The organism is Erwinia sp. AC075, from assembly GCF_979253995.1.
Map to the genome: position 1 here is coordinate 2,869,812 of NZ_CEEDEU010000001.1, position 24,043 is coordinate 2,893,854.

Annotated in this window: 24 protein-coding genes; 11 read left to right on the forward strand and 13 right to left on the reverse strand. The window is 56.0% G+C overall.

What is annotated here, in order from left to right; translation table 11 throughout:
• Positions 1-6: 6 nt before the first annotated feature.
• From AC0IXH_RS13670 to hofC, 6 genes are all read left to right on the forward strand, one after another.
• On the forward strand, positions 7-576 hold the full coding sequence (locus AC0IXH_RS13670; RefSeq protein WP_041691905.1) for an RNA polymerase sigma factor: 570 nt from the start codon (positions 7-9) through the stop codon (positions 574-576).
• Complete coding sequence (locus AC0IXH_RS13675; protein WP_134823483.1) at positions 573-1,235, forward strand: anti-sigma factor; 663 nt, start codon at positions 573-575, stop codon at positions 1,233-1,235. The genes AC0IXH_RS13670 and AC0IXH_RS13675 overlap by 4 nt, the downstream gene beginning before the upstream one ends.
• 93 nt (positions 1,236-1,328) lie before the next feature.
• Positions 1,329-2,219 carry a carboxylating nicotinate-nucleotide diphosphorylase gene (gene nadC, locus AC0IXH_RS13680; RefSeq protein ID WP_013200775.1) on the forward strand — a complete coding sequence of 297 codons (891 nt, stop codon included), beginning with the start codon at positions 1,329-1,331 and terminating at the stop codon, positions 2,217-2,219.
• 208 nt (positions 2,220-2,427) lie between these two features.
• Entirely contained in the window at positions 2,428-2,880 is a 453-nt protein-coding gene (gene ppdD / locus AC0IXH_RS13685) for a prepilin peptidase-dependent pilin (protein ID WP_013200774.1), read from the forward strand.
• Positions 2,880-4,274 carry a type II secretion system protein GspE gene (gene gspE / locus AC0IXH_RS13690; RefSeq protein ID WP_157868051.1) on the forward strand — a complete coding sequence of 465 codons (1,395 nt, stop codon included), beginning with the start codon at positions 2,880-2,882 and terminating at the stop codon, positions 4,272-4,274. Before ppdD ends, gspE begins: the two co-directional genes overlap by 1 nt.
• The gene (gene hofC / locus AC0IXH_RS13695; protein WP_105760837.1) at positions 4,267-5,466 is read left to right on the forward strand and encodes a protein transport protein HofC; all 1,200 of its coding nucleotides are present in this window, start codon (positions 4,267-4,269) and stop codon (positions 5,464-5,466) included. The genes gspE and hofC overlap by 8 nt, the downstream gene beginning before the upstream one ends.
• Before the next feature lie 135 nt (positions 5,467-5,601).
• On the opposite strand, the gene AC0IXH_RS13700 is transcribed toward hofC, so the two are convergent.
• Positions 5,602-6,642 carry a GMP reductase gene (locus AC0IXH_RS13700; protein WP_013200771.1) on the reverse strand — a complete coding sequence of 347 codons (1,041 nt, stop codon included), beginning with the start codon at positions 6,640-6,642 and terminating at the stop codon, positions 5,602-5,604.
• Positions 6,643-6,878: 236 nt separating this feature from the next.
• Between AC0IXH_RS13700 and coaE the strand changes: the two genes are divergently transcribed.
• The 3 genes from coaE to yacG are packed head-to-tail and all read left to right on the forward strand — an operon-like array spanning position 6,879 to position 8,459.
• Positions 6,879-7,490, forward strand: a complete 612-nt coding sequence (gene coaE / locus AC0IXH_RS13705; protein ID WP_346566987.1) for a dephospho-CoA kinase — start codon at positions 6,879-6,881, stop codon at positions 7,488-7,490.
• Between the two features lie 4 nt (positions 7,491-7,494).
• Complete coding sequence (gene zapD, locus AC0IXH_RS13710) at positions 7,495-8,238, forward strand: cell division protein ZapD (RefSeq protein ID WP_013200769.1); 744 nt, start codon at positions 7,495-7,497, stop codon at positions 8,236-8,238.
• Positions 8,239-8,249: 11 nt separating this feature from the next.
• A complete protein-coding gene (gene yacG / locus AC0IXH_RS13715; protein ID WP_013200768.1) occupies positions 8,250-8,459 on the forward strand; it encodes a DNA gyrase inhibitor YacG in 210 nt (69 codons plus the stop codon).
• 31 nt (positions 8,460-8,490) lie between these two features.
• Here the strand turns inward: yacG and mutT are convergent, their stop codons facing one another.
• The gene (mutT, locus tag AC0IXH_RS13720; protein ID WP_013200767.1) at positions 8,491-8,886 is read right to left on the reverse strand and encodes an 8-oxo-dGTP diphosphatase MutT; all 396 of its coding nucleotides are present in this window, start codon (positions 8,884-8,886) and stop codon (positions 8,491-8,493) included.
• A gap of 201 nt (positions 8,887-9,087) precedes the next feature.
• On the opposite strand from mutT, the gene AC0IXH_RS13725 reads away from it, so the two are divergent.
• A complete protein-coding gene (locus AC0IXH_RS13725; RefSeq protein ID WP_049789581.1) occupies positions 9,088-9,783 on the forward strand; it encodes a prepilin peptidase in 696 nt (231 codons plus the stop codon).
• A 50-nt stretch (positions 9,784-9,833) separates the two neighbouring features.
• Here AC0IXH_RS13725 and secA read toward each other — a convergent pair whose 3' ends face one another.
• Both secA and secM read right to left on the reverse strand, forming a co-directional pair.
• A complete protein-coding gene (gene secA, locus AC0IXH_RS13730) occupies positions 9,834-12,539 on the reverse strand; it encodes a preprotein translocase subunit SecA (protein ID WP_013200765.1) in 2,706 nt (901 codons plus the stop codon).
• Positions 12,540-12,615: 76 nt separating this feature from the next.
• Entirely contained in the window at positions 12,616-13,116 is a 501-nt protein-coding gene (gene secM / locus AC0IXH_RS13735) for a secA translation cis-regulator SecM (protein WP_013200764.1), read from the reverse strand.
• 20 nt (positions 13,117-13,136) lie between these two features.
• Between secM and AC0IXH_RS13740 the strand changes: the two genes are divergently transcribed.
• Positions 13,137-13,652, forward strand: coding sequence for a DUF721 domain-containing protein (locus AC0IXH_RS13740; protein WP_013200763.1), 516 nt, complete (start codon positions 13,137-13,139; stop codon positions 13,650-13,652).
• Positions 13,653-13,660: 8 nt separating this feature from the next.
• Here AC0IXH_RS13740 and lpxC read toward each other — a convergent pair whose 3' ends face one another.
• The 9 genes from lpxC to murD all read right to left on the reverse strand — a co-directional run bounded on the left by lpxC (position 13,661) and on the right by murD (position 24,043).
• Complete coding sequence (gene lpxC, locus AC0IXH_RS13745) at positions 13,661-14,578, reverse strand: UDP-3-O-acyl-N-acetylglucosamine deacetylase (RefSeq protein WP_013200762.1); 918 nt, start codon at positions 14,576-14,578, stop codon at positions 13,661-13,663.
• Between the two features lie 101 nt (positions 14,579-14,679).
• Positions 14,680-15,837, reverse strand: a complete 1,158-nt coding sequence (ftsZ, locus tag AC0IXH_RS13750) for a cell division protein FtsZ (RefSeq protein WP_013200761.1) — start codon at positions 15,835-15,837, stop codon at positions 14,680-14,682.
• 70 nt (positions 15,838-15,907) lie between these two features.
• Positions 15,908-17,164, reverse strand: a complete 1,257-nt coding sequence (gene ftsA / locus AC0IXH_RS13755; protein WP_013200760.1) for a cell division protein FtsA — start codon at positions 17,162-17,164, stop codon at positions 15,908-15,910.
• Complete coding sequence (gene ftsQ / locus AC0IXH_RS13760; RefSeq protein WP_013200759.1) at positions 17,161-18,000, reverse strand: cell division protein FtsQ; 840 nt, start codon at positions 17,998-18,000, stop codon at positions 17,161-17,163. The genes ftsA and ftsQ overlap by 4 nt, the downstream gene beginning before the upstream one ends.
• Position 18,001: 1 nt before the next feature.
• Positions 18,002-18,922, reverse strand: a complete 921-nt coding sequence (locus tag AC0IXH_RS13765; protein ID WP_105760793.1) for a D-alanine--D-alanine ligase — start codon at positions 18,920-18,922, stop codon at positions 18,002-18,004.
• Positions 18,915-20,390 (reverse strand): UDP-N-acetylmuramate--L-alanine ligase, encoded by a 1,476-nt coding sequence (gene murC, locus AC0IXH_RS13770; protein WP_013200757.1) that lies wholly within the window; start codon positions 20,388-20,390, stop codon positions 18,915-18,917. Before murC ends, AC0IXH_RS13765 begins: the two co-directional genes overlap by 8 nt.
• A gap of 67 nt (positions 20,391-20,457) precedes the next feature.
• The gene (gene murG, locus AC0IXH_RS13775) at positions 20,458-21,516 is read right to left on the reverse strand and encodes an undecaprenyldiphospho-muramoylpentapeptide beta-N-acetylglucosaminyltransferase (protein ID WP_013200756.1); all 1,059 of its coding nucleotides are present in this window, start codon (positions 21,514-21,516) and stop codon (positions 20,458-20,460) included.
• Positions 21,513-22,727, reverse strand: coding sequence for a cell division protein FtsW (gene ftsW, locus AC0IXH_RS13780; RefSeq protein WP_013200755.1), 1,215 nt, complete (start codon positions 22,725-22,727; stop codon positions 21,513-21,515). Before ftsW ends, murG begins: the two co-directional genes overlap by 4 nt.
• Positions 22,727-24,043, reverse strand: a complete 1,317-nt coding sequence (murD, locus tag AC0IXH_RS13785; RefSeq protein WP_346566986.1) for a UDP-N-acetylmuramoyl-L-alanine--D-glutamate ligase — start codon at positions 24,041-24,043, stop codon at positions 22,727-22,729. The genes ftsW and murD overlap by 1 nt, the downstream gene beginning before the upstream one ends.

Below are 24,043 nucleotides of genomic sequence, written 5' to 3' on the forward strand. Positions count from 1 at the left end.
AGCTTCATGACAGACGATGTTATCGACAGTCAGGTTCTTTTACTGCAAGCGGTCGGCCGGGGTGACAGGCGGGCGTTTGAACAGCTTTATCGCCAACTTTCCCCTTATCTTTTCGCCATCGCCTTGCGCATGCTTCGGCGGCGCGGCTGGGCCGAAGAGGTGCTGCACGACACGATGCTGGCCATCTGGCAGCGCGCCGCCAGCTACGATCCGCTGCTGAGTGCACCAAAGACCTGGATGACCACGCTTATCCGCCATCGGGCCATTGATTATCTTCGGCTTAAGGGCAACCAGGCCTCTCCGCTGGATACGCTGGATATCGACACGCTGAACGAAGATTACACTGAGGGACTCTCCTGCACCTTTGCGGACGGTTTACCCTCGACCTCTGAAGCTCGCAGATTAGCGGACTGCCTGGATCATCTTCCGGGAGAACAACGACAAAGTGTGATGCTGGCCTATTATCAGGGCCTGTCGCACAGCGAAATTTCTGAGCACCTGCAGCAACCGGCTGGCACCGTTAAAAGCTGGATCCGTCGCGCATTGGCCCATTTGAAAGAGTGTGTGGGAATATGAAAACAACAAGCCAATACGATTCGGCCCTCGCTGCAGAATATGCCCTCGGCACCTTACGCGGCCCCGCGCGCCAGCAGTTCGAACGCCGGTTGCAACAGGAGCCCGCACTGCAGGAAGAGGTCAGCCGCTGGCAGACAATGCTCGGCCATATGGACCACGCGGTGCAACCCGTTGTCCCTTCTGCCGACGTCTGGCAAAAAATCCTGCGTGACCTGCCAGCCGAAAAACGCGCGCGGATGCCATTCCGCTGGCATTACCTCGGCTGGGCGCTGGCCGCGTCCTTCGCCGGCGCGCTGATCGTCAACATCTATCAACAACCCGCCTCTTTGCAGGCCGTTGCCGTGCTGAACAGCAGCGGGAGCCAGCAGGGTTCCTGGGTGGTTGCGCTGAATCAGGCCCGGAGCGAGCTGACGCTGCAGGCAATTAATGCCAGCGCGCTGCCCGCGAAGCAAAGCCTGGAACTGTGGCTGATCCCGCCGGGACAAAAGCCGCAGTCATTGGGTCTGGTTGATCCCACGCGCATCACGCGCATCGCCTTGAACAGCAACCGACTCAGCGACCTGCCGCTGCTGGCAATCAGCCTTGAGCCGCAGGGCGGTTCACCCACCGGCCAACCCACAGGTCCGGTGGTGTTTAGCGGCAAGGTTTCGTCAATCTGACGGTGGCAATTGCGGCATCGCGGCTTGCTGGCAAGCTTCCGCTAAACAGGCTAGCATGGTCGAACTCTCTATCCGACCTTTCGGAGTTCGATCATGACTACCCGCCGCTACGATCCGGACAGCCGCCGCACGGCATTGCTGGAACGTGTTGAGGATGATATTCCCCCAAGTGTTGCTCAGGCCCTGCGTGAAGATCTGGGAGGCGAAATTGACCCCTGCAAAGATATCACCGCCAGCCTGTTACCTGCCGAAGCAACCTCGCATGCCGTTGTTATTACTCGCGAAGCGGGTATTTTTTGCGGCAAGCGTTGGGTGGAGGAAGTGTTTATCCAACTCGGCAATAAAACCCAGATCCTCTGGCATGTTGAGGACGGTGATGCAATCGCCGCCGATCAACCGTTGTTCGAAATCACCGGCCCTTCTGCATTGATCCTTACGGCAGAACGCACGGCGCTGAATTTTGTGCAGACGCTGTCTGGCGTGGCGACGGAAGTCAGCCGCTATGTGGCGATCCTTGAAGGAACCCGCACCCAGCTGCTGGATACCCGGAAAACCCTGCCGGGCCTGAGAACGGCCCTGAAATATGCGGTGCTCTGTGGCGGCGGCGCTAACCATCGCCTGGGGCTTTCTGACGCGTTCCTGATTAAAGAGAATCATATTATTGCCACCGGTTCGATTCGCGATGCCGTGGAAAAAGCCTTCTGGCTGCATCCGGATGTCCCGGTTGAAGTCGAAGTCGAGTCTTTGGACGAGTTGACCCAGGCGCTGGCTGCCGGTGCAGATATCGTGATGCTGGATAACTTCACCGTTGAGCAGATGCGTGAAGCCGTGAAGCAAACCGACGGCAACGCGCTGCTTGAGGTCTCCGGCAATGTCACCGATGAAACGCTGCGGATCTTTGCGGAAACCGGCGTCGACTACATCTCGGTCGGGGCGTTGACCAAACACGTCCGTGCGTTAGATCTTTCAATGCGCTTCAAATAAGCCTGGGCATTGTGCCCCCACGCCATCGTCTTTGCGATGGCGTTTTTACGTTCAGCTTTCGTTATGCGATCCTCCTTCCAGCCCGTGCACTGAATACTGCAACCGGTTAAAACTTCTTTCGGCCCGCCCCGGCATTGCCGGCTTTCGCCATGGCAGCCTGATTTTTGCGGCGTTATCGTGCAGCCTCTTAATCACAAGGAGGTTTGGCATGAAACAGCAGCAAGGATTTACTCTGATCGAGCTGATGATCGTTATTGCCATCATCGCGATTTTAAGTGCCATTGGCTTGCCGGCGTATCAGGGCTATCTGCAAAAAGCGGCGCTCACCGATATGCTGCAAACCGCGCTTCCCTATAAAACTGCCGTCGATCTCTGTGCCATTGAGCATGGCGGGTTTGGCAATTGCAGTGAGGGAAGTAACGGTATCCCCAACGGCAAAGGATCGCGGTATGTCGCGGCGGTGGGCATTAATGCCGGGGTGATTTCACTGACCGGACAGGAGAGCCTCAGCGATCTGCGGGTCGCCATGCGACCTGACTGGGATGCGGCGCAAGGTCAAATCAGCTGGCAACGCAGTTGCAGCAGCGCCCAGGCAAGCCTGAAAGAAGCCTGTGAGAATGTCTTCCGCTTCGATGACGATAGCAGCGGGGTGTCAGAATGATCCTCGAATCTACGCAACGTGCCGTAGAAGCACTTTGCCAACGCCATCACGCGGTGATCGTCAGTTTTACCGCCGAGCGGTTGCAGCTGGCGATGGCGACCCTGCCGGAAGAGGAGCTGCTCGCATCCCTGCGTTTTGCCACCCACTGTGCGCTGGACATTGAATGCTGGCCGGAGGCACGCCTTGAGCAGTTTCGACAGCAGCAGAAAAACGCCCCTTCTCAGCAACCCACCGCCGCAACCGATCGCGGCGCGCCAGATAAAATCCAGCAACTGTTACTGCTGGCCGTGCAGCGGCGCGCGTCGGATATTCATCTTGAACCGCAGGCCGGTTCGTTAAGGGTCCGCTTACGTGTCGATGGCGTGCTGCAAACCCTCTCCGGCAATGAACAGGATAACGCCGCAGCCTTGCTGGCACGGCTGAAAATATTGGCCAGTCTGGACATTACCGAACGCCGGACGCCCCAGGATGGCCAGTTTACCGTTGAGCTGAACGGTAACCCGGCGTCGTTCCGCCTCTCGACGTTGCCCACACAGTTTGGCGAAAAGGCCGTTATCAGGCTGCTGCAAAGCGAGCCGCAGGCGGTGGCGCTGGATAAGTTAGGCATGCCGCCTGCCCTGCTTAAGATTTATTGCCAGGCACTGGCGCGACCGCAGGGTTTGATTCTGGTGACGGGACCGACGGGCAGCGGGAAAACGTTCACGCTTTATAGCGGCTTAAATTCGCTGAACACGCCACAGCGTAATTTATGCAGCGTCGAAGACCCGATTGAGATCCCGCTGGCCGGGATAAACCAGACCCAGATCCACCCGAAAGCCGGGCTGGACTTCAACCTGGTGCTACGCGCCCTGCTGCGCCAGGATCCGGACGTGATTATGCTGGGCGAGATCCGCGATCGGGAAACGGCAGAAACGGCGGTGAAGGCTGCGCAAACCGGTCACCTGGTGCTGTCGACACTGCATACCAACTCCACTCTGGAAACCTTAACCCGCCTTGGACAGATTGGCATTCCAGGTTACCTGCTCGCTTCAGCCCTAAAGCTGATTGTCGCCCAGCGGCTGGTGCGTCGTCTTTGCCCGCACTGCCGGCAGAAAAGCGAGGCTGTCGCCCACTTCCCGCCCGCTATCTGGCCCGGCACCGTGCAAAACTGGCAGGCACCGGGTTGTGAGCGTTGCTACTCGGGCTTTTATGGCAGGCTGGCACTGTTCGAGATGCTGCCGATCACCGCGCGGCTGCAAAATGCGATTGCCGCTAACAGCACGGCAGAGCAGCTTGAAATGATTGCCCGCCAGCATGGAAGAAACTCGCTGTTTATCGAAGGACTGCATTGCGTCAATCGTGGCGACACTACCCTTGAGGAGCTGAACAGGATCGTCGGCAACAATGATGGCTGAACCTTACCTGTTTCGCTGGCAGGCGATGGATCAAAGCGGCAGGTTGGTTGAAGGTGCCCTGTTTTGCCAAAGCCAGCAGGAGGTGATGGATCGCCTGCTGGCTGACGGGCTAATGCCACTGTCGCTCTCTGCCGCTAAACGCTACCGGGCGCGTGAGTGGCAATGGGCGCAGAAAATTGCCTTCTTTCGTCAGCTGGCGACGCTGTTGAAGGCCGGTCTGACCCTGTCTGCCAGTCTGAATCTGCTGGCGGAAGAGCATCCTCATCCCGGTTGGCAGGCATTGTTCAGGCAGCTGGAAAACAACGTGGCGGAAGGCATGCCCTTTTCTGACGCGCTGGCGCTGTGGCCGCAGGTCTTCCCACCGCTGTTTCCGGCATTGATGTACGTTGGCGAGTTAACCGGCAGGATCGATGAGTGCTGTCTGCAACTGGCCTGTCAGCAGGAGCGCCAGCAGCAACTGCAAAAGAAGGTGACGAAAGCGCTACGCTACCCTTTGTTTATCCTGTCGCTGGCTCTGTTGGTCAGCATTGGCATGCTGGTGTTTGTGCTGCCGGAATTTATGTCTGTCTATCAGGCTTTCAATGCGCCGCTACCGGCGTTCACTGCGGGCGTCATCGCGCTTTCTGGGGGGTTACAGCATTACGGTTTTCAGTTGCTGGTAGGTCTGACGGTTCTGGCCTTCAGCTGGCGCTGGCAGACCAAACGCTCCCCGGAATGGCAAAAGAGGGAGCAGCGCTGGCTGTTAGCCTTACCGCTAACGGGCAAGCTGTATCAGGGCGGGCTGTTAAGCCGGATATTTATGACGCTGGCACTGACGCAGCAGGCCGGGCTGACACTGCTACAAAGCTTGCAGGCGGTGGAGAAAACGCTGACCTCATTGCTGTGGCGTGAAGCGATCCAGCAGCTTCAACAGCACATTGCCACTGGCTATCCGCTTTACCAGGCCCTGAAGCAACATCCGCTTTTCAGCCCGGTGTGTTATCAGCTGATAAAAGTGGGTGAAGAGTCTGGCTCACTGGACAGCATGCTGGAACGGCTGGGAGAATTACATGAAGAGATGACGCATGAGCTGGCAGACAATCTGGCCGCCGCGCTGGAACCGATGATGATGGTGATTACCGGGGTGCTGGTGGGCGCGTTGGTCATTGCTATGTATTTACCCATCTTCAATCTGGGGGATGCGTTGGGATAAAGGTAAATCCAGCCTGCCATGGATGTTAGCTGGCTGGATTAGCGCGCCGTTAAGCGGACAATGGCGGTGGCGCGTTGCCAGTTGCCTGGCGCCGGTTGCCGGTTGCCGGTTGCCCGCGAAGGTAACGCGAACAGGCTAGCGGTTAAATACGCGGTTTTCCTGCTCGTTAACCCGAATAAAGGTGGTGCGCTTGGTCAACTCTTTCAAATGCTCAGCACCGACATAGGTACAGGCTGAACGCAGGCCGCCAAGGATATCGCGCACGGTGTTGTCGACCGGGCCACGGAAGGGGATCTTAACGGTTTTACCTTCCGCTGCGCGATAACCCGCCACGCCGCCAACATGGCGCTTCATCGCAGATTCGGAGCTCATGCCGTAGAACAGCATAAACGCTTCGCCCTCTTCTTCCACCAGCGTGCCCTCGCACTCTTCATGGGCTGCCAGCATACCGCCAAGCATCACAAAATCAGCCCCGCCGCCGAACGCTTTTGCCACATCGCCTGGCATAGAACAGCCGCCATCGCTGACAATTTGCCCGCCGAGGCCATGCGCCGCATCGGCACACTCAATCACCGCAGAAAGCTGCGGATAGCCCACGCCCGTTTTAACCCGGGTGGTGCAAACTGAACCCGGACCAATGCCCACTTTGACAATGTCTGCGCCAGAGAGGATCAGTTCTTCAACCATTTCCCCGGTCACCACATTGCCCGCACAGATGGTTTTGCCCGGACAGGCTTCACGGGCGCGCTGCAGGAACTCTACGAAATGTTCGGAGTAGCCGTTAGCCACATCGATACAGATGAAATTCAGCAGTGGCGAAAGCGCCAGAATCTGCTTCATCTTGATGAAGTCGGCATCGGAAGTGCCGGTAGAGACCATCACATGCTTCAGCACATTTTCAGGCACACGGGAGACGAACTGCTGCCATTGCTCAACACTGTAATGTTTATGCACCGCGGTGAGCATATCAAAGGACGCCAGCGCTTCGGCCATGGTAAAGGTGCCCACGGTATCCATATTGGCAGCAATGATCGGCACACCTGACCAGGCAACACCGGAATGTTTGAAGGTAAATTGACGGGTAAGTTCTACCTGAGAGCGGCTTTTCAGCGTGGAACGCTTTGGCCGGATAAGGACATCTTTAAAGCCTAATTTAATATCTTCTTCAATACGCATGATAGATTTCCTGGTTGATGGCGCGAAAGTCAGCAATTGCCAGCTCCAGTGACGCTATCATACGCGCTAAAATCGCGCGGACAAGACTGCGAAAGCAGGTTTATTTACGCTACAATCTCATAAATTTATCTGCTATCCGCTCGTGTGACCGGTGCCTCATTTTTAAGCCAGTAGCCGCCTTGTTAATCCTCCGCGATACCGACTGCCCACACTCAGAGCCAGGAGAGAAGAGGCTTATGCGCTATACTGTTGCGCTGACCGGTGGCATCGGCAGCGGAAAAACCACCATTGCCAACGCCTTTGCCGACAGAGGTGTGGATATCGTCGATGCTGATGTGATTGCCCGTCAGGTCGTCGAGCCAGGCCAGCCAGCGCTTGCCGCGATCCGCCAGCGATTTGGCGCAGACGTGATGCAAAGTGATGGCAGCCTCGATCGTAAAGCGCTGCGTCAGCGCATTTTCACCTCGGGGGAGGATAAAACCTGGCTCAACGCCCTGCTCCATCCCCTTATTCAGGCAGAAACACGCCGCCAGCTCGCGCTAACTCACTCCGTTTGGTGTTTGTGGGTTGTGCCGCTCCTGGTTGAAAATAATCTTCAGCATCTGGCGAACCGGGTGCTGGTCGTCGACGTGGATCGTGAGACCCAGTTAAGACGCACCATCGCCAGGGATGGTATCAGCCGCGAACAGGCGGAACATATTCTGGCTGCCCAGGTATCGCGCGATCAGCGCCTTGCGGTAGCAGACGACATTATTGATAACGGCGGGTCACCCGAGTCGGTGACCGCGCGCGTTGCCCTGCTGGACCAGCAATATCGCCAGCTGGCCGGGGCCATTGACCAGGATTAACAGCATGAGCACAACGATTCTATTTGAGTATCCACTGAACGAAAAAATGCGCACCTGGCTAAGAATCGAGTTTTTAATCAGCCAGTTAGAGAGCAGCCGAACCATCACCGATCCTCTTGGAGCACTGACCTTTTTCCGTAACGCGGCCGAACTGCTTGATGTGTTTGAACGCGGCGAATTACGCACTGACATTGTGAAAGAGCTGGAAAAACAGCAGCAGAAATTGCGCGCCTGGGCGGATGTGCCGGGTGTGGATATGGAACTGATCGATACGCTGCGCGACAAGCTTAAAGCCTGTTCCGGCACGCTGATGGCCGCCCCACGAATGGGTCAGCTGATGCGTGAAGATCGTCTGATTGGCCTGGTACGCCAGCGGCTGAGTATTCCCGGCGGCTGTTGCAGCTTCGATCTGCCGACTCTGCATATCTGGCTACATGTCGCACAGGAACAGCGTGATGCCCAGGTTGCGGTCTGGATGGAGTCGCTGATGCCCATCCGCGAAGCGCTGACCCAAATTCTGGATTTGATCCGTCAGTCTGGTGAGTTCCGCACGCAAACCAGCGTCAACGGTTTTTTCCAGGACAACGGCGAAGGTGCCGAGCTCCTTCGGCTTCAGCTTTCGCTGGATGATTCCCTATACCCGCAGGTTTCCGGTCACAAAAGCCGCTATGCAATTCGTTTTCTGCCATTAGACAGTGAACGCGGTGAAGTGCCGGCACGCCTCGATTTTGAACTTGCCTGTTGTTAAGGTTTTGCCTGATGAATAAAGATGATGTGATAGTTGTTAACTGCCCGACCTGTGCGAAAGAGGTGATTTGGGATGAACTGAGTCCGTGGCGGCCATTTTGCTGCAAACGCTGCCAGTTAATCGACCTTGGGGAATGGGCTGCGGAAGAAAAGCGTATTGCCAGTAATGACCAGCATTCAGAAAGTGAAGGCTGGAGCGAGCACGACCCAAACCACGATTAAGATGCTCCCGCCATCGCTGGCGGGAAGCTTGTTAAAGCACTTCGGCCAGCAGTCGACGAACGATTGCGGCGTTGGCGGGAGGAAATTCATCCGCCACTAATTCCCGTTGCGGTACCCAGCGCTGCGGTTGCCCTTCGCGGCCATAGGGTTCTCCCTGCCAGCGATCGACAATAAAGAAGTGTAGCGTCACGTGGAAACTGCTGTCGCCATGCTCACCTGAGCCATACGCCACGGCGTTTTCAACCTCAATGCCCGTCTCTTCATGCAGCTCACGCTTCAGCGCCTCTTCAGGCGTTTCACCTGCTTCAATTTTGCCACCCGGGAACTCCCACATGTTCGCCATATGCGAGCTGGCTGAACGCCGTGCGAGGAAAATATTCTGGTTTTGATCGCGGATAATACCTACCGCCACTTGCAGCTGCTTCATTCACTTTCACTCTGAGAAACTTTACACCTCGCCACTATTCCAGCGTTAACGGGGAATGGCAAGCCAGAATCCGCCTGTTTCGAGCCCGCCCGAAAATCTGCTTTGCAAGGCGATGTAATCATCTTGTGCACGTTCTGAGGCCTCGACTGAGGCGTATAGTACCGGCAGATGCTACTGAAGCATGGGGACCAGGGAGGAGAAATGATGGTGGAGGCATTACAGGGATCGGGGCAGTTATGGGCAAGTGGCGTCTGGCTAACGACAGGCCTTATCGGCGCGATGATGGGCAGCCTGGTCTGGCTACTGAGTGGCTGGTTGCCCGCTAAGATACGGGGTGTGTCCTTCGAGATCAGCCGTGAAAATATTCCCGGCTTCTGGCTGCTGCCAACGCTCTGTTGCGGCATTTCATTGCTGGTAGCCGCAGTGCTCCCCGCCCGTCTGCTGCCCGCTTCCCTGTTGTTAAGCTGGATACTGCTGGCGTTGATCGTTATCGACCTGCGCTATCTGCTGCTTCCCGATGTACTGACCCTTGCACTGCTGTGGCTGGGATTGCTGGGCAACGTCGCAGGCGTGATTTCCTCAGCGCTTCTCACCGAGGCGGTGCTTGGCGCGGCGGCTGGCTTTACGGTGCTGGCGCTACTTTCATATGGCTACCGGATGGTCTGCAAAAAAGAAGGACTGGGGCTGGGAGATGCGAAGCTGCTTGCCGCACTGGGTGCCTGGCTCGGGGTGTACTGGCTGCCCATACTGGTGCTGATGGCCTCGCTCGCCTCGCTAATTGCTTTAGGCATAATGCAGTGGGTATCAGGACGTCCATTGCGCGATCCCTTTCCATTTGGCGCGGCGCTGGCAGTTAGCGGCTGGTTATTGTTTATCTGCAACCCTGTTGTGGCATAAAAAAAGGGCCGGAGAATCTTCTCCAGCCCTCTTATGCTCACCGTCTGCTGTTAAGCAAGACGACCGTGACACTGCTTGTATTTTTTACCAGAACCACATGGGCAAAGATCGTTACGGCCAACTTTACGCTCGCCGGTTTGATCTGCCATCTCGATGGCGGCTTCGGTTTCAACATCAACGTGGCTCAGCTGCTGCTGGCTAGCCAGGCGTTCCGCTTCTTCACGGCGCTGCTCTTCCATTGCTTCAACTTCTTCAGGCATACGTACCTGAACTTTGCACAGCGTACTGATCACTTCGTATTTCAGTGATTCCAGCATCGCAGCAAACATGGCGAAGGATTCACGCTTGTATTCCTGCTTCGGATCCTTCTGCGCATAACCACGCAGGTGGATACCCTGACGCAGGTAATCCATCGCGGCCAGGTGCTCTTTCCACAAGGAATCCAGCGTTTGCAGCATGACGCCTTTCTCGAAGTTACGCATCATCTCGACGCCAACCACTTCTTCTTTGCGCAGATACTGCTCTTTCGCATGTTGCATGATGCGCTCACGCAGCGTCTCTTCATGCAGTTCTGGCTCTTTATCCAGCCATTCTGCTACTGGCATATCCAGATCGAAGTCGTTTTTCAGACGCTCTTGCAGACCTTTCACATCCCACATTTCTTCCAGGGACTGCGGTGGAATGAAGGTGTCCAGCGTGGTTTTGAACACGTCTTCGCGGATGCTGCTGATGGTTTCTGAAACGTCAGACACGTCCAGCAGTTCATTACGCTGAGAGTAAATCGCACGACGCTGATCGTTAGCAACGTCATCATATTCCAGCAGCTGCTTACGAATATCGAAGTTACGGCTTTCCACTTTCCGCTGGGCGTTAGCGATCGCTTTGGTCACCCACGGGTGTTCAATCGCTTCGCCAGGCTTCATGCCCAGTTTACGCATCATATTAGACACGCGATCGGAGGCGAAAATACGCATCAACGCATCTTCCATCGACAGGTAGAAGCGGGATGAACCGTTATCACCCTGACGACCCGAACGGCCGCGCAACTGGTTATCGATACGGCGTGATTCATGACGCTCGGTACCAATGATGTGCAAACCGCCCGATGCCAGTACCGCATCATGACGAATTTTCCACGCGCTCTTGATCGCGTCGATCTGTTCTGCGGTTGGATTTTCCAGTTCAGCAATCTCTGCCTGCCAGCTGCCGCCCAGCACGATGTCCGTACCACGACCAGCCATGTTGGTGGCGATGGTGACGGCACCTGGCTGACCAGCCTGCGCCACGATATCTGCTTCGCGGGCGTGGAATTTGGCGTTCAGTACCGCGTGCTCGATCTTGGCAAGTGAAAGCTGCTCAGAAACCACTTCGGATTTCTCAATGGAGATGGTCCCCACCAGCACCGGCTGACCATTCGCGGTCCGCTCGCGGATGTCTTCGATGATCGCGTCGATCTTCTCTTTCTCGGTCATATAGACCAGATCGGCCAGATCTTTACGCACCATCGGACGGTTGGTTGGTACAACAATAGTTTCCAGCTTATAGATCGAGCTGAATTCGAACGCTTCGGTGTCCGCTGTACCGGTCATCCCGGCCAGTTTGTTGTAAAGACGGAAGTAGTTCTGGAAAGTGATGGAAGCCAGAGTCTGGTTCTCATTCTGGATTTCCACGCCTTCTTTCGCTTCAATTGCCTGATGCAGACCGTCAGACCAGCGACGTCCCTGCATGGTACGGCCGGTGTGTTCATCAACGATGATCACTTCGCCGTCTTTTACAATGTAGTCAACGTCGCGGGTGAACAGCACATGAGAACGCAGAGCGGCGGTCACATGGTGCATCATCATGATGTTGCCTGGGGAGTACAGCGACTCGCCCTCTTCCATGATGCCTTCGCTGACCATCAGCTCTTCAATCGCCACCAGACCCCGTTCGGTCAGGTGAACCTGGCGGGCTTTCTCATCTACTGAGAAGTGGCCTTCGCCCTGGAAGCTGTCGGAATCTTCTTTTTCCTGACGGATCAGGCTTGGGATGATTTTGTTGACCTTAATATACAGCTCAGAGCTGTCTTCCGCCGGACCCGAGATGATCAGTGGGGTACGGGCTTCATCGATCAGGATGGAGTCAACCTCATCCACCAGCGCATAGTTCAGCTTACGCTGTACACGGTCTTCAGGGCTGAAGGCCATGTTGTCACGCAGGTAGTCGAAGCCGTATTCGTTGTTGGTGCCGTAGGTGATATCGGCAGCATACGCTTCACGCTTGGCCGGTGCTGGCATACCTGGCAGGTTGATACCAATGCTCAGGCCAAGGAACTCGAACAGCGCACGGTTGTTTTCCGCATCACGAGAGGCCAGATAGTCATTGACCGTGACCACGTGGACGCCTTCGCCGCTCAGGGCATTCAGGTAAGCTGGCAGCGTTGCGGTCAGGGTTTTACCCTCACCAGTACGCATTTCAGCGATGCAACGGTCATTCAGTACCATGCCGCCCAGCAGCTGTACGTCAAAGTGACGCATACCAAATACACGCTTACTGGCTTCACGAACGGTAGCAAAGGCTTCCGGGATCAGGTTTTCCAGCACTTCGCCTTTTGCCAGACGGGCGCGGAACTCAACGGTTTTTGCCTTCAGCTCATCATCAGACAGCTTCTCAAAATCCGGTTCCATTTTGGTGATCTGATCGACGACTTTGCGCATACGGCGCAGGGTGCGGTCATTGCTACTGCCAAAAACTTTGGTTAATAATTTGATTAACATAGTAAATACTTTCTCTCAGCCACCACATGACGTGGTGAAGCGCTTAATTATAAGTTGGGTGTAATGAACGTAGACGTTACGCGAGAGAAGCAGGTCCGGCACGAATGCCCTGAACCTGAGCAAGCCACAGGCCGGTCTGATAACGGGGTTTTGCTGCGCTCTGAGGCTCACTGGTCTGACGAATGATCGTCGGCGGTCTGGCTTCGTGCGTCAGTAAGCCGTTCAGCGTATCCAACAGCGCCAGTTTCTGCACTTCGAGCGGCATAACCTGCTCGGCAGTGGGCTGATTGGCTGGCGTTAGCGTGAAGGAGAGATGACGAATAACGGTGCGGATGGCATGCTGATGCCAGTAATCCACGTTAAAATTAGGACGACGGACGCTTTCCTGCAGCAGTGCGAGGCTGTCGAAACGCACGCCATTGCTGATATTCAGGCTTCGGGAGGCGGTTTCTGGTAAAGTTGTCCGGTCGCTGGCAGCGTGAGGCAGGCCAAGACCAGCCGCGACCATCCCCAACAGGAGATGCGGCCAGAAATAACGTCTGCCAAGTTGTCGCCAACGATTTAGAATCCCGATCACTGTTTCCGCCGGAGCTTGCTATGCGTGATAGTCGCCCGCATTCAATTGAAAATTTATTCGAAGTCACCGATGCCAAAGGTATGCTGCAATCCATTCAGCAGCGCGCCATTGCGCTAAACAAACTGAACCGGGCCGTGCAGGGTATTCTTCCTGCGCAGATGCATCCCTGGTGCCGCGTGGCCAATTTTCGCCAGGGCATTCTGGTGCTCGAAACCGCTAATGCCAGTTGGATGATGCGCTTACGCTATGAACAATCCAGCCTGCTGTCAGCTTTACGAGCGCAAATATTACCATCATTGACGGCAATCGACATCACGATAAATCCTTCACTGGCAGCAAAAGGGCAGGAAAGCGTGCAAAAAAGCGGCGGTCGACCTGAAGCAGAAGAAAATTCGCCGGGACGTCAGCTGAGTGAACAGAGTGCGGAGATACTGCGGAGTGTGGCGAGCAGGGGCTCTGAAAAACTGAAGAAGACAATAGAACGACTGGCCTCACTGGCCGGAGAGAGTACCAGCTCAACCAGTCGTAATAAGTAATGCTGACTTTATGCCCACACCAGATTTGGTGCTCTGAAGGTCACTGGCAACTCGGCTTCGTCCTCGAACGTTGCCCATTCCCAGGCTTCTTGCTTAGCCAGAACCGCCTGAAGCAGCTTGTTGTTTAATGCATGACCTGATTTATAGGCAGTGAATGCGCCGATAATGTTGTGGCCACACATAAACAGGTCACCAATGGCATCCAGCATTTTGTGACGGACGAATTCGTCTTCAAAGCGTAAACCGTCTTCGTTCAATACGCGGTAATCATCCACCACGATTGCACAGTCAAAGCTGCCGCCGAGGCACAGGCCCCGGGACTGCAATGCTTCGATATCACGCATAAAGCCGAACGTACGGGCACGACTGATCTGACGCGCAAAGGCTTCAGCAGAGAAATCCATGCTGTAGCGCTGTGAACCGGAATCGATCGCCGGATGGTTAAAGTCGATGGTGAAATCCAACTTAAAACCGTTGTGCGGCGTAAATTCGGCCCATTTGTCACCATCTTCAACCCGGACTGGCTGTTTGATGCGGACAAATTTCTTCGCAGAATTCAGTTCTTGGATGCCTGCGTCCATCAGCAGATAAACAAAGGGGGCGGCGCTGCCATCCATAATAGGAATTTCTGGCGCGTTCACTTCCACCACGATGTTATCGATGCCCAGACCAGCAAGTGCTGCGTTCAGGTGTTCGACTGTCGAAATACGCACGTCATGCTCATTAACCAGGCAAGTACAGAGCATGGTATCACGCACGGATTTGGCATCAGCCGGGAAATCTACCGGTGGATTCAAGTCAGTGCGACGATAGATGACCCCGGTATTAGCCGACGCGGGGCGCAACGTCAGCGTGACTTTTTTGCCGGTATGTAAACCGACTCCAGTCGTCTGAACGATACGTTTTAATGTCCGTTGTTTGATCATCGTATTATCTCGCAAAATTACTCATCCGACCGCCAGTATAACTTACTGACGGGCGAACATTTTAACACAAAGAGCGGAGAATCCCAATTCTCAGGAAATTCCTAATCCGCCTGCTTACGCAGGAAGGCAGGAATATCAAGATAATCAGGCTCTTTGTTAGTCTGCGTGCTCGGATCGTTGACCACTTTAGCGGCGGGTTTCTGCTCCTGTGGAAGCGGTGCCATACCGTGCTGCTGGTAACGGTGATCCATAACAGGCTGAGTCTGCTGCTGCTTGTTGGTGACCAGGGTAATCTCTGGACGCTTGTCCATGCCAATACCGGTAGCCACGACGGTTACACGCAGTTCGTCGTTCATTTCCGGGTCCAGCGAGGTACCGATAACCACGGTCGCATTGTCAGAAGCAAACGCACGAATGGTGTTACCCACCGTTTCAAACTCATCGAGACGCAGGTCGAAGCCCGCGGTGATGTTAACCAGCACACCACGCGCGCCAGACAGGTCGATATCTTCCAGCAGTGGGCTGGAAATCGCCATTTCGGCTGCTTCTTCTGCACGGTCTTCACCGCACGCCACGCCAGAACCCATCATCGCGTAGCCCATTTCGGACATCACGGTGCGCACGTCAGCAAAGTCGACGTTCATCAGGCCAGGACGGGTAATCAGTTCGGCAATACCCTGCACCGCGCCTTTCAGCACGTCGTTCGCTGCGCCAAACGCGTCCAGCAGTGAGATACCACGGCCGAGCACTTTCAGCAGCTTGTCGTTTGGAATAGTAATCAGTGAATCGACATGCTTGGACAGCTCAGCGATACCCTGCTCGGCGAATGCCATGCGCTTCTTGCCTTCAAAATTGAAAGGCTTGGTCACCACAGCAACCGTCAGGATACCCAATTCTTTTGCAACTTCAGCGACAACTGGCGCTGCACCGGTACCGGTACCGCCGCCCATGCCTGCAGCGATGAACACCATGTCTGCACCATCAAGTGCCTGACGCAGTGCTTCACGGTCTTCTTCTGCCGAGTTGCGACCCACTTCCGGGTTCGCGCCGGCACCCAGACCTTTGGTAATACCATTACCAATCTGGATAGTCTGGCCAACCGCAGTCTTACGTAACGCCTGCGCGTCCGTGTTTACTGCGAAGAACTCAACGCCTTCGATGCGCTCACGCACCATGTGCTCTACGGCGTTGCCGCCGCCGCCGCCGACGCCGATGACTTTAATCACCGCGTCATTGGTTAATTCCATTGGTTCAAACATAATTTCTCTCCGTTATGTGCCTGTCGCCTGGAGATCATAAAAAGTCTAGCATGATCCCCTTTTCTCTAAATTAAAACTCTTTTCTCAGCCAGCTGTTGATTCGTTTGAACCAGTTGCCCACTGAGGCTCTTTTTTCTACATCCGCCTCACCGTTAAGGTGTGACTCTTTTCCGTAGTGCAGTAAGCCAACCGCTGTTGAGTAGTAAGGCTCCTGCGCGTAATCCGTTAATCCTGTGATGTTTAACGGCTGTCCGATACGCACCTGCGTGTGGAACACACGCTGGGCGCAAGCCGCTAATCCTTCAATTTGTGCTGCGCCACCGGTCAGGACGATACCCGCTGCCAGATGGTGCTTAACGCCCTGTTGGCGAAGCTGTTCCTGCAACTGCAGGATCTCGTCATTGACCAGATTCAGCAGTTCGGTGTAGCGAGGTTCGATCACCTCTGCCAGCGTCTGACGTTGCAGACTTCTCGGTGGACGTCCACCGACGCTTGGCACTTCGACGTTTTCGTCTTTACCGACGATGGAACCCAGCGCGCAACCGTGGCGTACTTTAATCGCTTCCGCATCGGTCGGCGGTGTGCCAAACGCATAAGCGATATCGCTGGTGACAACATTACCTGCATACGGGATCACCTTGGTGTGACGCAGCGCGCCTCCGGTGTAAACCGCGATATCCATGGTGCCGCCGCCAACGTCCACTACGCAGACGCCCAGCTCACGCTCATCTTCAGTCAGCACCGCAAAGCTGGATGCCAGACCGGCGAAAATCAATTGGTCAACTTTCAGGCCACATCGTTCAACGGCTTTTACAATGTTTTTCGCCATATCGTTGTGACAGGTGATCAAATGCACTTTTGCCTGCATTCTCACGCCGGACAAGCCGACCGGATTTTTGATCCCTTCCTGATAGTCGATCGCATATTCTTGCGGAATAACATGGAGGATGCGGTGCTCGTCACGAACACGGACGGATTTGGCGGTGTGTACCACGTTCTCCACATCTTCCTGTGTCACTTCCTCTTCGGAAATAGGAACCATCCCTATTTCGTTCTGGCAACTGATGTGTTTGCCCGATAATGCAAGGTAAACCGACGAAATCTGGCAATCAGCCATCAGCTCAGCCTGGTCGATCGCGCGCTGAACACATTTGACCACGGATTCGAGGTCGTTCACCCCGCCTTTATCCATTCCGCGGGAAGGACAGCTGCCCACGCCAATGATATTGACCATGCCATCCGGCAGAATTTCCCCTACCAAAGCGGCAACCTTCGCGGTGCCAATCTCGAGTCCAACTACCAGTTTTCTGTCCGTCGACTTGATCATTGTTGTTTAACCTGTGCCTGATTCTGTTGCTGATTATTGTCGGGGGTCTTAATTTCTGCCGGTGCCCATCCTACTGCCGCGCCAGAGTCGTACCGCAGATCCACGTAAGTGATACGTTTGTTTTCTGCCTGTCCCTGCTGCTGCAGCGTGGGGTAAAGCTGAATGAAACGTTTCAAACGCTTCATATCTTCGTTGCGTCCCAGTTCCAGACGGACATCATCGCTCAACACCAGTTGCCAGGACCGCCTTGCGGTCATCGACGCCACCTTCAATTTAAATTTGCTTGCCGCCAGCAGATCGCTCATCTGGTGATAGCCGGTCAGCACTTCTGTTTCGCTCCCTTCCGGTCCATACAGCATTGGCATCTCTTCCTTGCCAATGTGGTTAGCCGGCACGGAGAATGACTTTCCGTCTGCATCAACCATATGCAGGTCGTTCCAGCGCGCAACGGGCACATACTCTACCAGGTGGATCTTCAGCTCGTCAGGCCATTGCTTGCGCACGCTGACCTGCTGGATCCACGGCAGACGTTCAATCTGCTGCTGGATGACGTCGACATCCTGGGACATAAACGTTCCCGGCGCGCCCAGCGACAAAATCGCCTGGCGAATATCGTCGTTGGTGGTGTAGTGCGTCTGCCCGGTCACCACCAGTTTTGACAGCGGTTGCCTTGAGGCATCATCCATCCACTTCACCACCACAAATCCGGCGGCGAACACCACGCCAAGCACGATCGTCAGAAAGATGATGCCTGCCAGTCTGGAGCCATTACTGCGCCCGGATCGCGCTTTTTCCTGCGCCTCGCGGTTTCGAACATTCAGAGCAGCCTGGGACATATCAGTCCGCCAGCTCCAGAATGCGCGCGACCAGCTGGGAGAAACTCAACCCCGCCTGCTTACCCGCCATCGGCACCAGACTGTGCCCGGTCATGCCTGGGGAAGTGTTCACTTCCAGCAGGTAGAACTGACCGTCGCCGCCCATCATCACGTCAACACGGCCCCAGCCGCTACAGCCTAATGCGCGCCAGGCTTTAATCACGATATCGCTCAGTTCAGCTTCCTGTTCAGCAGACAATCCGCTTGGGCAGAAGTATTCAGTATCGTCAGAAAAGTATTTTGCTTCATAGTCATAGAACTCAGAAACCACCTTTATGCGGATTGAAGGCAATATTTCATCGCCAATCACCGCTACGGTGTATTCCGGTCCGCTTAAAAACGCTTCCACCAGCACATCGTCGTCATGGCGGAACGCTTCAACCAGCGCAGCCTGAAGCGTGTCAGCGCTGTTCACCCGGCTGATGCCAACGCTGGAACCTTCGCAACTTGGTTTTACGAAAACCGGCAGGCCCAGCGCAGCGATTTTTGCTTCCGTTTCCGGCGTCAGTCCGGCGTCCATTTCCTTACGGGTCAGCGCCACATAAGGAGAGACCGGAAGACCACAGCCCTGCCAGAGGAACTTGGTACGCAATTTGTCCATGGTAATGGCCGACGCCATTACGCCGCTGCCGGTGTAAGGGATGGACAGGAACTCCAGCACGCCCTGCAGCGTGCCGTCTTCGCCACCGCGACCGTGCAGCGCGATGAAGGCTTTATCAAAACCCTCTTCTTTCAGGCGCATCACCGGGAAATCACGGATATCTACCGCATGTGCATCAATACCGGCTTCAATCAGCCCGGCCAGCACTGCATTACCTGACATCAGCGAGACTTCTCGCTCCGCAGAGGTGCCACCCAGCAATACCGCTACTTTCTCAGCCATGATGTTCCCCTTCTTTATTCTGCAGTTGTAACTTTTGCTCTGACAGCGTGCGGGCAATACGGCCGACGTTGCCTGCACCCTGAATCAGGATTAAATCGTTGCCGGACAGTTTTGGTGCCAGCATATCGAGCACCGCATCGTGGTCAGAGACCAGGATTGGATCCACTTTGCCACGGCCACGAATGGTGCGACAGAGTGAACGGCTGTCCGCGCCGGGGATCGGTGCTTCACCGGCCGGATAGACATCCAGCATCAGCAACACATCGACCTGAGACAGCACGTTAGCGAAATCGTCATACAAATCACGCGTACGTGAATAGCGGTGCGGCTGGAACACCATCACCAGCTGCTTGTCCGGCCAGCCCGCACGGGCGGCTTTAATGGTGACATCCACTTCGGTCGGATGGTGGCCGTAATCATCAACCAGCATCGCCGTACCGGCAGTGCCGTTGGCCGCCTGCACCGGGTATTCCCCCAGGAAGTCAAAGCGGCGTCCCGTGCCCTGGAAGCTCTCCAGCGCACTGAGGATCTCTGCATCTTCGATGCCTTCTTCGGTTGCCACCGCAACCGCTGCCGCCGCATTCAGCGCGTTATGACGGCCCGGCGCATTCAGGGTCACGTGCATCAACGGCTTGTCATGACGGACCAGGGTGAAATGGCCCTGAGCGCCATTCTGCTGGTAATTTTCTACCCGGACGTCAGCATCCTCGCTGAAGCCGTAGGTGGTGATATGGCGGCTGATACGCGGGATCAACTCGCGGATCACCGCATCGTCAATGCACAACACCGCACGGCCATAAAACGGCAGATTGTGCAGGAAGTTCACAAACGTCTGTTTCAGGTTCTCAAAGTCGCCATGGTAAGTATCCATATGGTCGGCTTCGATATTGGTCACAATCGCCACCATCGGCTGCAAATGCAGGAAGGAGGCATCGCTCTCGTCGGCTTCAGCAATCAGATAACGGCTGCTTCCCAGACGGGCGTGTGTGCCGGCGGCTTTGACCAGGCCACCGTTGACGAAAGTCGGATCCAGTCCGCCTTCCGCATAAATGCTTGAAACCATTGCGGTGGTGGTGGTTTTACCGTGCGTGCCGGCAACGGCAATGCCGTGGCGGTAACGCATCAGTTCAGCCAGCATTTCTGCGCGGCGGATCACCGGAATACGCGCTTCGCGCGCGGCAACGACTTCAGGGTTATCCTGAGACACCGCGGTAGACACCACCACTACGCTGGCGTCACTGACGTTCTCAGGGCGATGGTTGAAATATATGGTCGCGCCCAGGTTGCTCAGATGCTGAGTCACCGCATTCGGCGCCAGGTCGGAACCACTGATTTCATACCCTTCATTGGCCAACACTTCGGCAATACCGCCCATGCCAGCACCACCGATGCCAACAAAGTGAATGTGCCGGACGCGACGCATCTCGGGCACTATGGAACGCAGTTTTGCCAGTTGTTGTGTATTCATCTCTTCTGCCTGTCGCTACCTTTCAGTATCGTGTTGCGGACCGGAATGCTCCGGGCCTGAAATTCTGTTAAAGCGCAGCTTTACTGACTTCCGCTGCAACCCGGTCGGTCGCATCGGGGATCGCTACGGCACGCGCTTTTTCTGCCATTTGCAGTAAAGTCGGTCGATCCCAACGGGCCAGCGTGTCTGCCACACCCTCCGCAGTAAACTGCGGCTGTTCATAAATTTTGGCGGCGCCCGCCTGCTCCAGCGGTATCGCATTCCAGTACTGCTGGCGGTCTTTATGCTGAAACGGTACAAAAATCGCCGGTAAGCCTGCGGCGGCGACTTCACTGACCGTCAGCGCACCTGAACGGCAAACGACGACGTCTGCCCAGGCATAGGCCGCAGCCATATCGTCGATAAATTCGGTGACTTTATGCTGCGTCAGGTTCAACTGCTCATAAACCTGATTCACGCCTTCCAAAGCGCCCTTCCCTACCTGGTGCCAGAGGGTAACTGAGTCACCCAACAGCGCCGCAACCTGAGGCATGGTCTGGTTCAGCACCCGCGCGCCCTGGCTTCCGCCGATGATCAGCACGCGGATTGGGCCGCTGCGGTTGGCCAGACGTTCAGCCGGTAACGGCAGCGCCAGCACATCGGTACGCACCGGGTTGCCAACAACGTCCGCATTGGGGAATGCGCCGGGGAATGCCTGCATCACCTTTTTGGCAATTTTCGCCAGCCATTTGTTGGTCAGGCCGGCAATACCGTTCTGCTCATGCAGCACCACCGGGATGCCGCAGCTCCAGGCCGCTAAGCCACCCGGACCGGAAACGTAGCCGCCCATCCCCAGCACCACATCCGGCTTGTAGGCCTTCATGATGGCTCTGGCCTGACGCACCGCGTTGAAAATACGCAGTGGCGCGGTGAGCTGCGCCTTCAGGCCTTTACCACGCAGGCCGGAGATCCGGATAAAATCGATGTCGATGCCGTGCTTTGGAACCAAATCGGCTTCCATACGATCCGCCGTGCCCAACCAGCGAACCTGCCAGCCCTGATCCATCAGATGATGCGCAACCGCCAGCCCGGGGAAAACGTGCCCACCGGTTCCGCCAGCCATGACCATCAGTCGCTTCCCTTTCATCGACTACCCCGCGTAAACGCCTGCGCTTTTGCCAGACGCGTTTCATAATCAATACGTAACAAAAACACGATGGCGGTCGACATGATGATCAGACTCGAACCACCGTAACTGATCAGCGGCAACGTCAGACCTTTGGTCGGTAACATGCCCGCTGCAGCGCCAACGTTAACCAGCGCCTGGAAGCTGAACCACACGCCAATCGAGCACCCAAGGAAGCCGGAAAAACGCTGGTCAAGCTCAAGCGCACGACGACCAATGGACATCGCGCGAAAAGCGACGAAGAATACCATTAACAGGGCTAAAACCACACCGATATAACCCAGTTCCTCACCGATTATGGAGAAGATAAAATCGGTATGTGCCTCCGGCAGATATTCCAGTTTCTGCACTGAATTTCCCAGCCCCTGGCCCCAGAATTCCCCACGACCAAAAGCCATCAGAGACTGGGTCAGCTGGTAGCCGCTGCCGAACGGATCTTCCCAAGGATTCCAGAAGGACGTGACGCGGCGCATACGGTACGGTTCGGCCACAATCAGCAGGCAAACCGCGAAAATACCGGAGCCGATGATCGCCAGGAACTGCCAGAGTTTGGCTCCGGCGAGGAACAGCATCGCCAGCGTGGTGACGAACAGCACCACCACCGTACCCAGGTCAGGCTGAGCCAGCAGTAACACCGCCAGCACCACCATCACGCCCATCGGCTTACAGAAGCCCCAGAAGTTGTTACGCACCTCTTCCACCTTGCGCACCAGATAGCTCGCCAGGTAGCAGAATAACGACAGCTTGGAGAGCTCTGCGGGCTGAATACGCAGCGGACCCAATGCAATCCAGCGTGAGGCGCCGTTGACCGAGCTGCCAACCACCAGCACCACTAACAGCATCACCACCGTCACCAGCAGCATGATGTTGCTGTAACGCTGCCAGAAATCCATCGGCACGCGCAGCGTGACCAGCGCCATGCCGACCGCCAGCGCAATATAGAACGCATCACGCTTGGCAAAGTAGAACGGATCGTCAGACAAACGCTGACCGACCGGCATTGACGCCGAGGTCACCATCACAAACCCAATGATCGCCAGACCGATGGTCAGCCACAGCAGCGTGCGATCATAAAGAACCATCGAGCTGGCGTCGCTCTCGCGTGGGCCCATCACCCAATCTTTCAGACGATTCGTGACGCCACCGGCAAGGCTTAATCCTGGTAAACGCATCAGCCAAGCTCCTTTGCCAGTTGAGTGAACGCGTCGCCGCGCTGCTCGAAGTTTTTAAACTGGTCCAGGCTGGCGCAGGCTGGGGAAAGCAGCACCATATCGCCCGGCTTGACCTGCGTGGCGATCTGCTTCATCGCGTCTGCCAGCGTTTCTGTGCGAACGGCGATCTCGGGACGCAGTTCAGCCAGCGCTTGCGCATCACGACCAAAGCAGTAAGTGCGGACGTTATCGCCCTGCAGGTAGCGGGTCAGCGGGCTGAAATCAGCCGACTTGCCATCGCCACCCAGCAGCAGCCACAAGGTGCCCTGCACCTGCAGTCCGTTCAACGCCGCTTCAGTACTGCCGACGTTGGTGGCTTTAGAGTCGTTAATCCAGCGCACGCCGTTACGATCCAGCGCAATCTGGAAGCGGTGCGCCAGCCCGCTAAAGGTGGTTAAGGCTTTCAGGCTGGATGCCAGCGGCAGACCAACGGCCTCAGCCAGTGCCAGCGCAGCCAGCGCATTGGTCTGGTTATGCTGTCCAACCAGCGTCATGTCGCTGGTTTTCATCAGGTTGTCACCCTTCACGTTCAGCCAGCTCTCGCCAGATTCCGTTGCGAGGTGATAATCGCCGGCGTTGATGCCAAAGCTGACGCAGCGCGCATCCAGTCCACGGACCGGGAAGGTCATCGCATCATCGGCGTTGACCACGCAGACGGCAGCGTTTTCATAGACGCGCAGTTTGGCGGCACGGTACTGCTGCATGCCTAACGGATAGCGATCCATATGATCTTCAGTAACATTGAGGATCGTTGCCGCGGCGGCCTTCAGGCTGGCGGTTGTTTCCAGCTGGAAGCTCGACAGCTCCAGCACATACAGTTGAGCCGGTTGCTCCAGCAGCATCAGCGCAGGCAAACCAATATTGCCTCCCACGCCAACCTGCCACCCGGCCGCCTTCGCCATATCGCCCACTAAGGTGGTCACGGTACTTTTGCCATTGGAGCCGGTGATCGCCACGATCGGCGCCTGGGCTTCACGGCAGAACAGCTCGATATCCCCGACGATTTCCACACCCGCTTGCGCGGCATCCATTAACGACGGATGCGCCAGCGCCATACCCGGGCTGGCAACGATCAAATCAGCGGCCTGCAACCAGCTGTCATTCAGCGAACCCAACCAGCGCTCAACGCTGGCGGGCAGTTTATCGAGGCCCGGCGGGGCGACACGGGTATCCATCACGCGTGGCGTCACGCCGCGCGCTAAAAAGAAATCAACACAGGAGAGCCCGGTCAGGCCCAACCCGATAATGACCACTTTTTTACCCTGATAGTCAGCCAT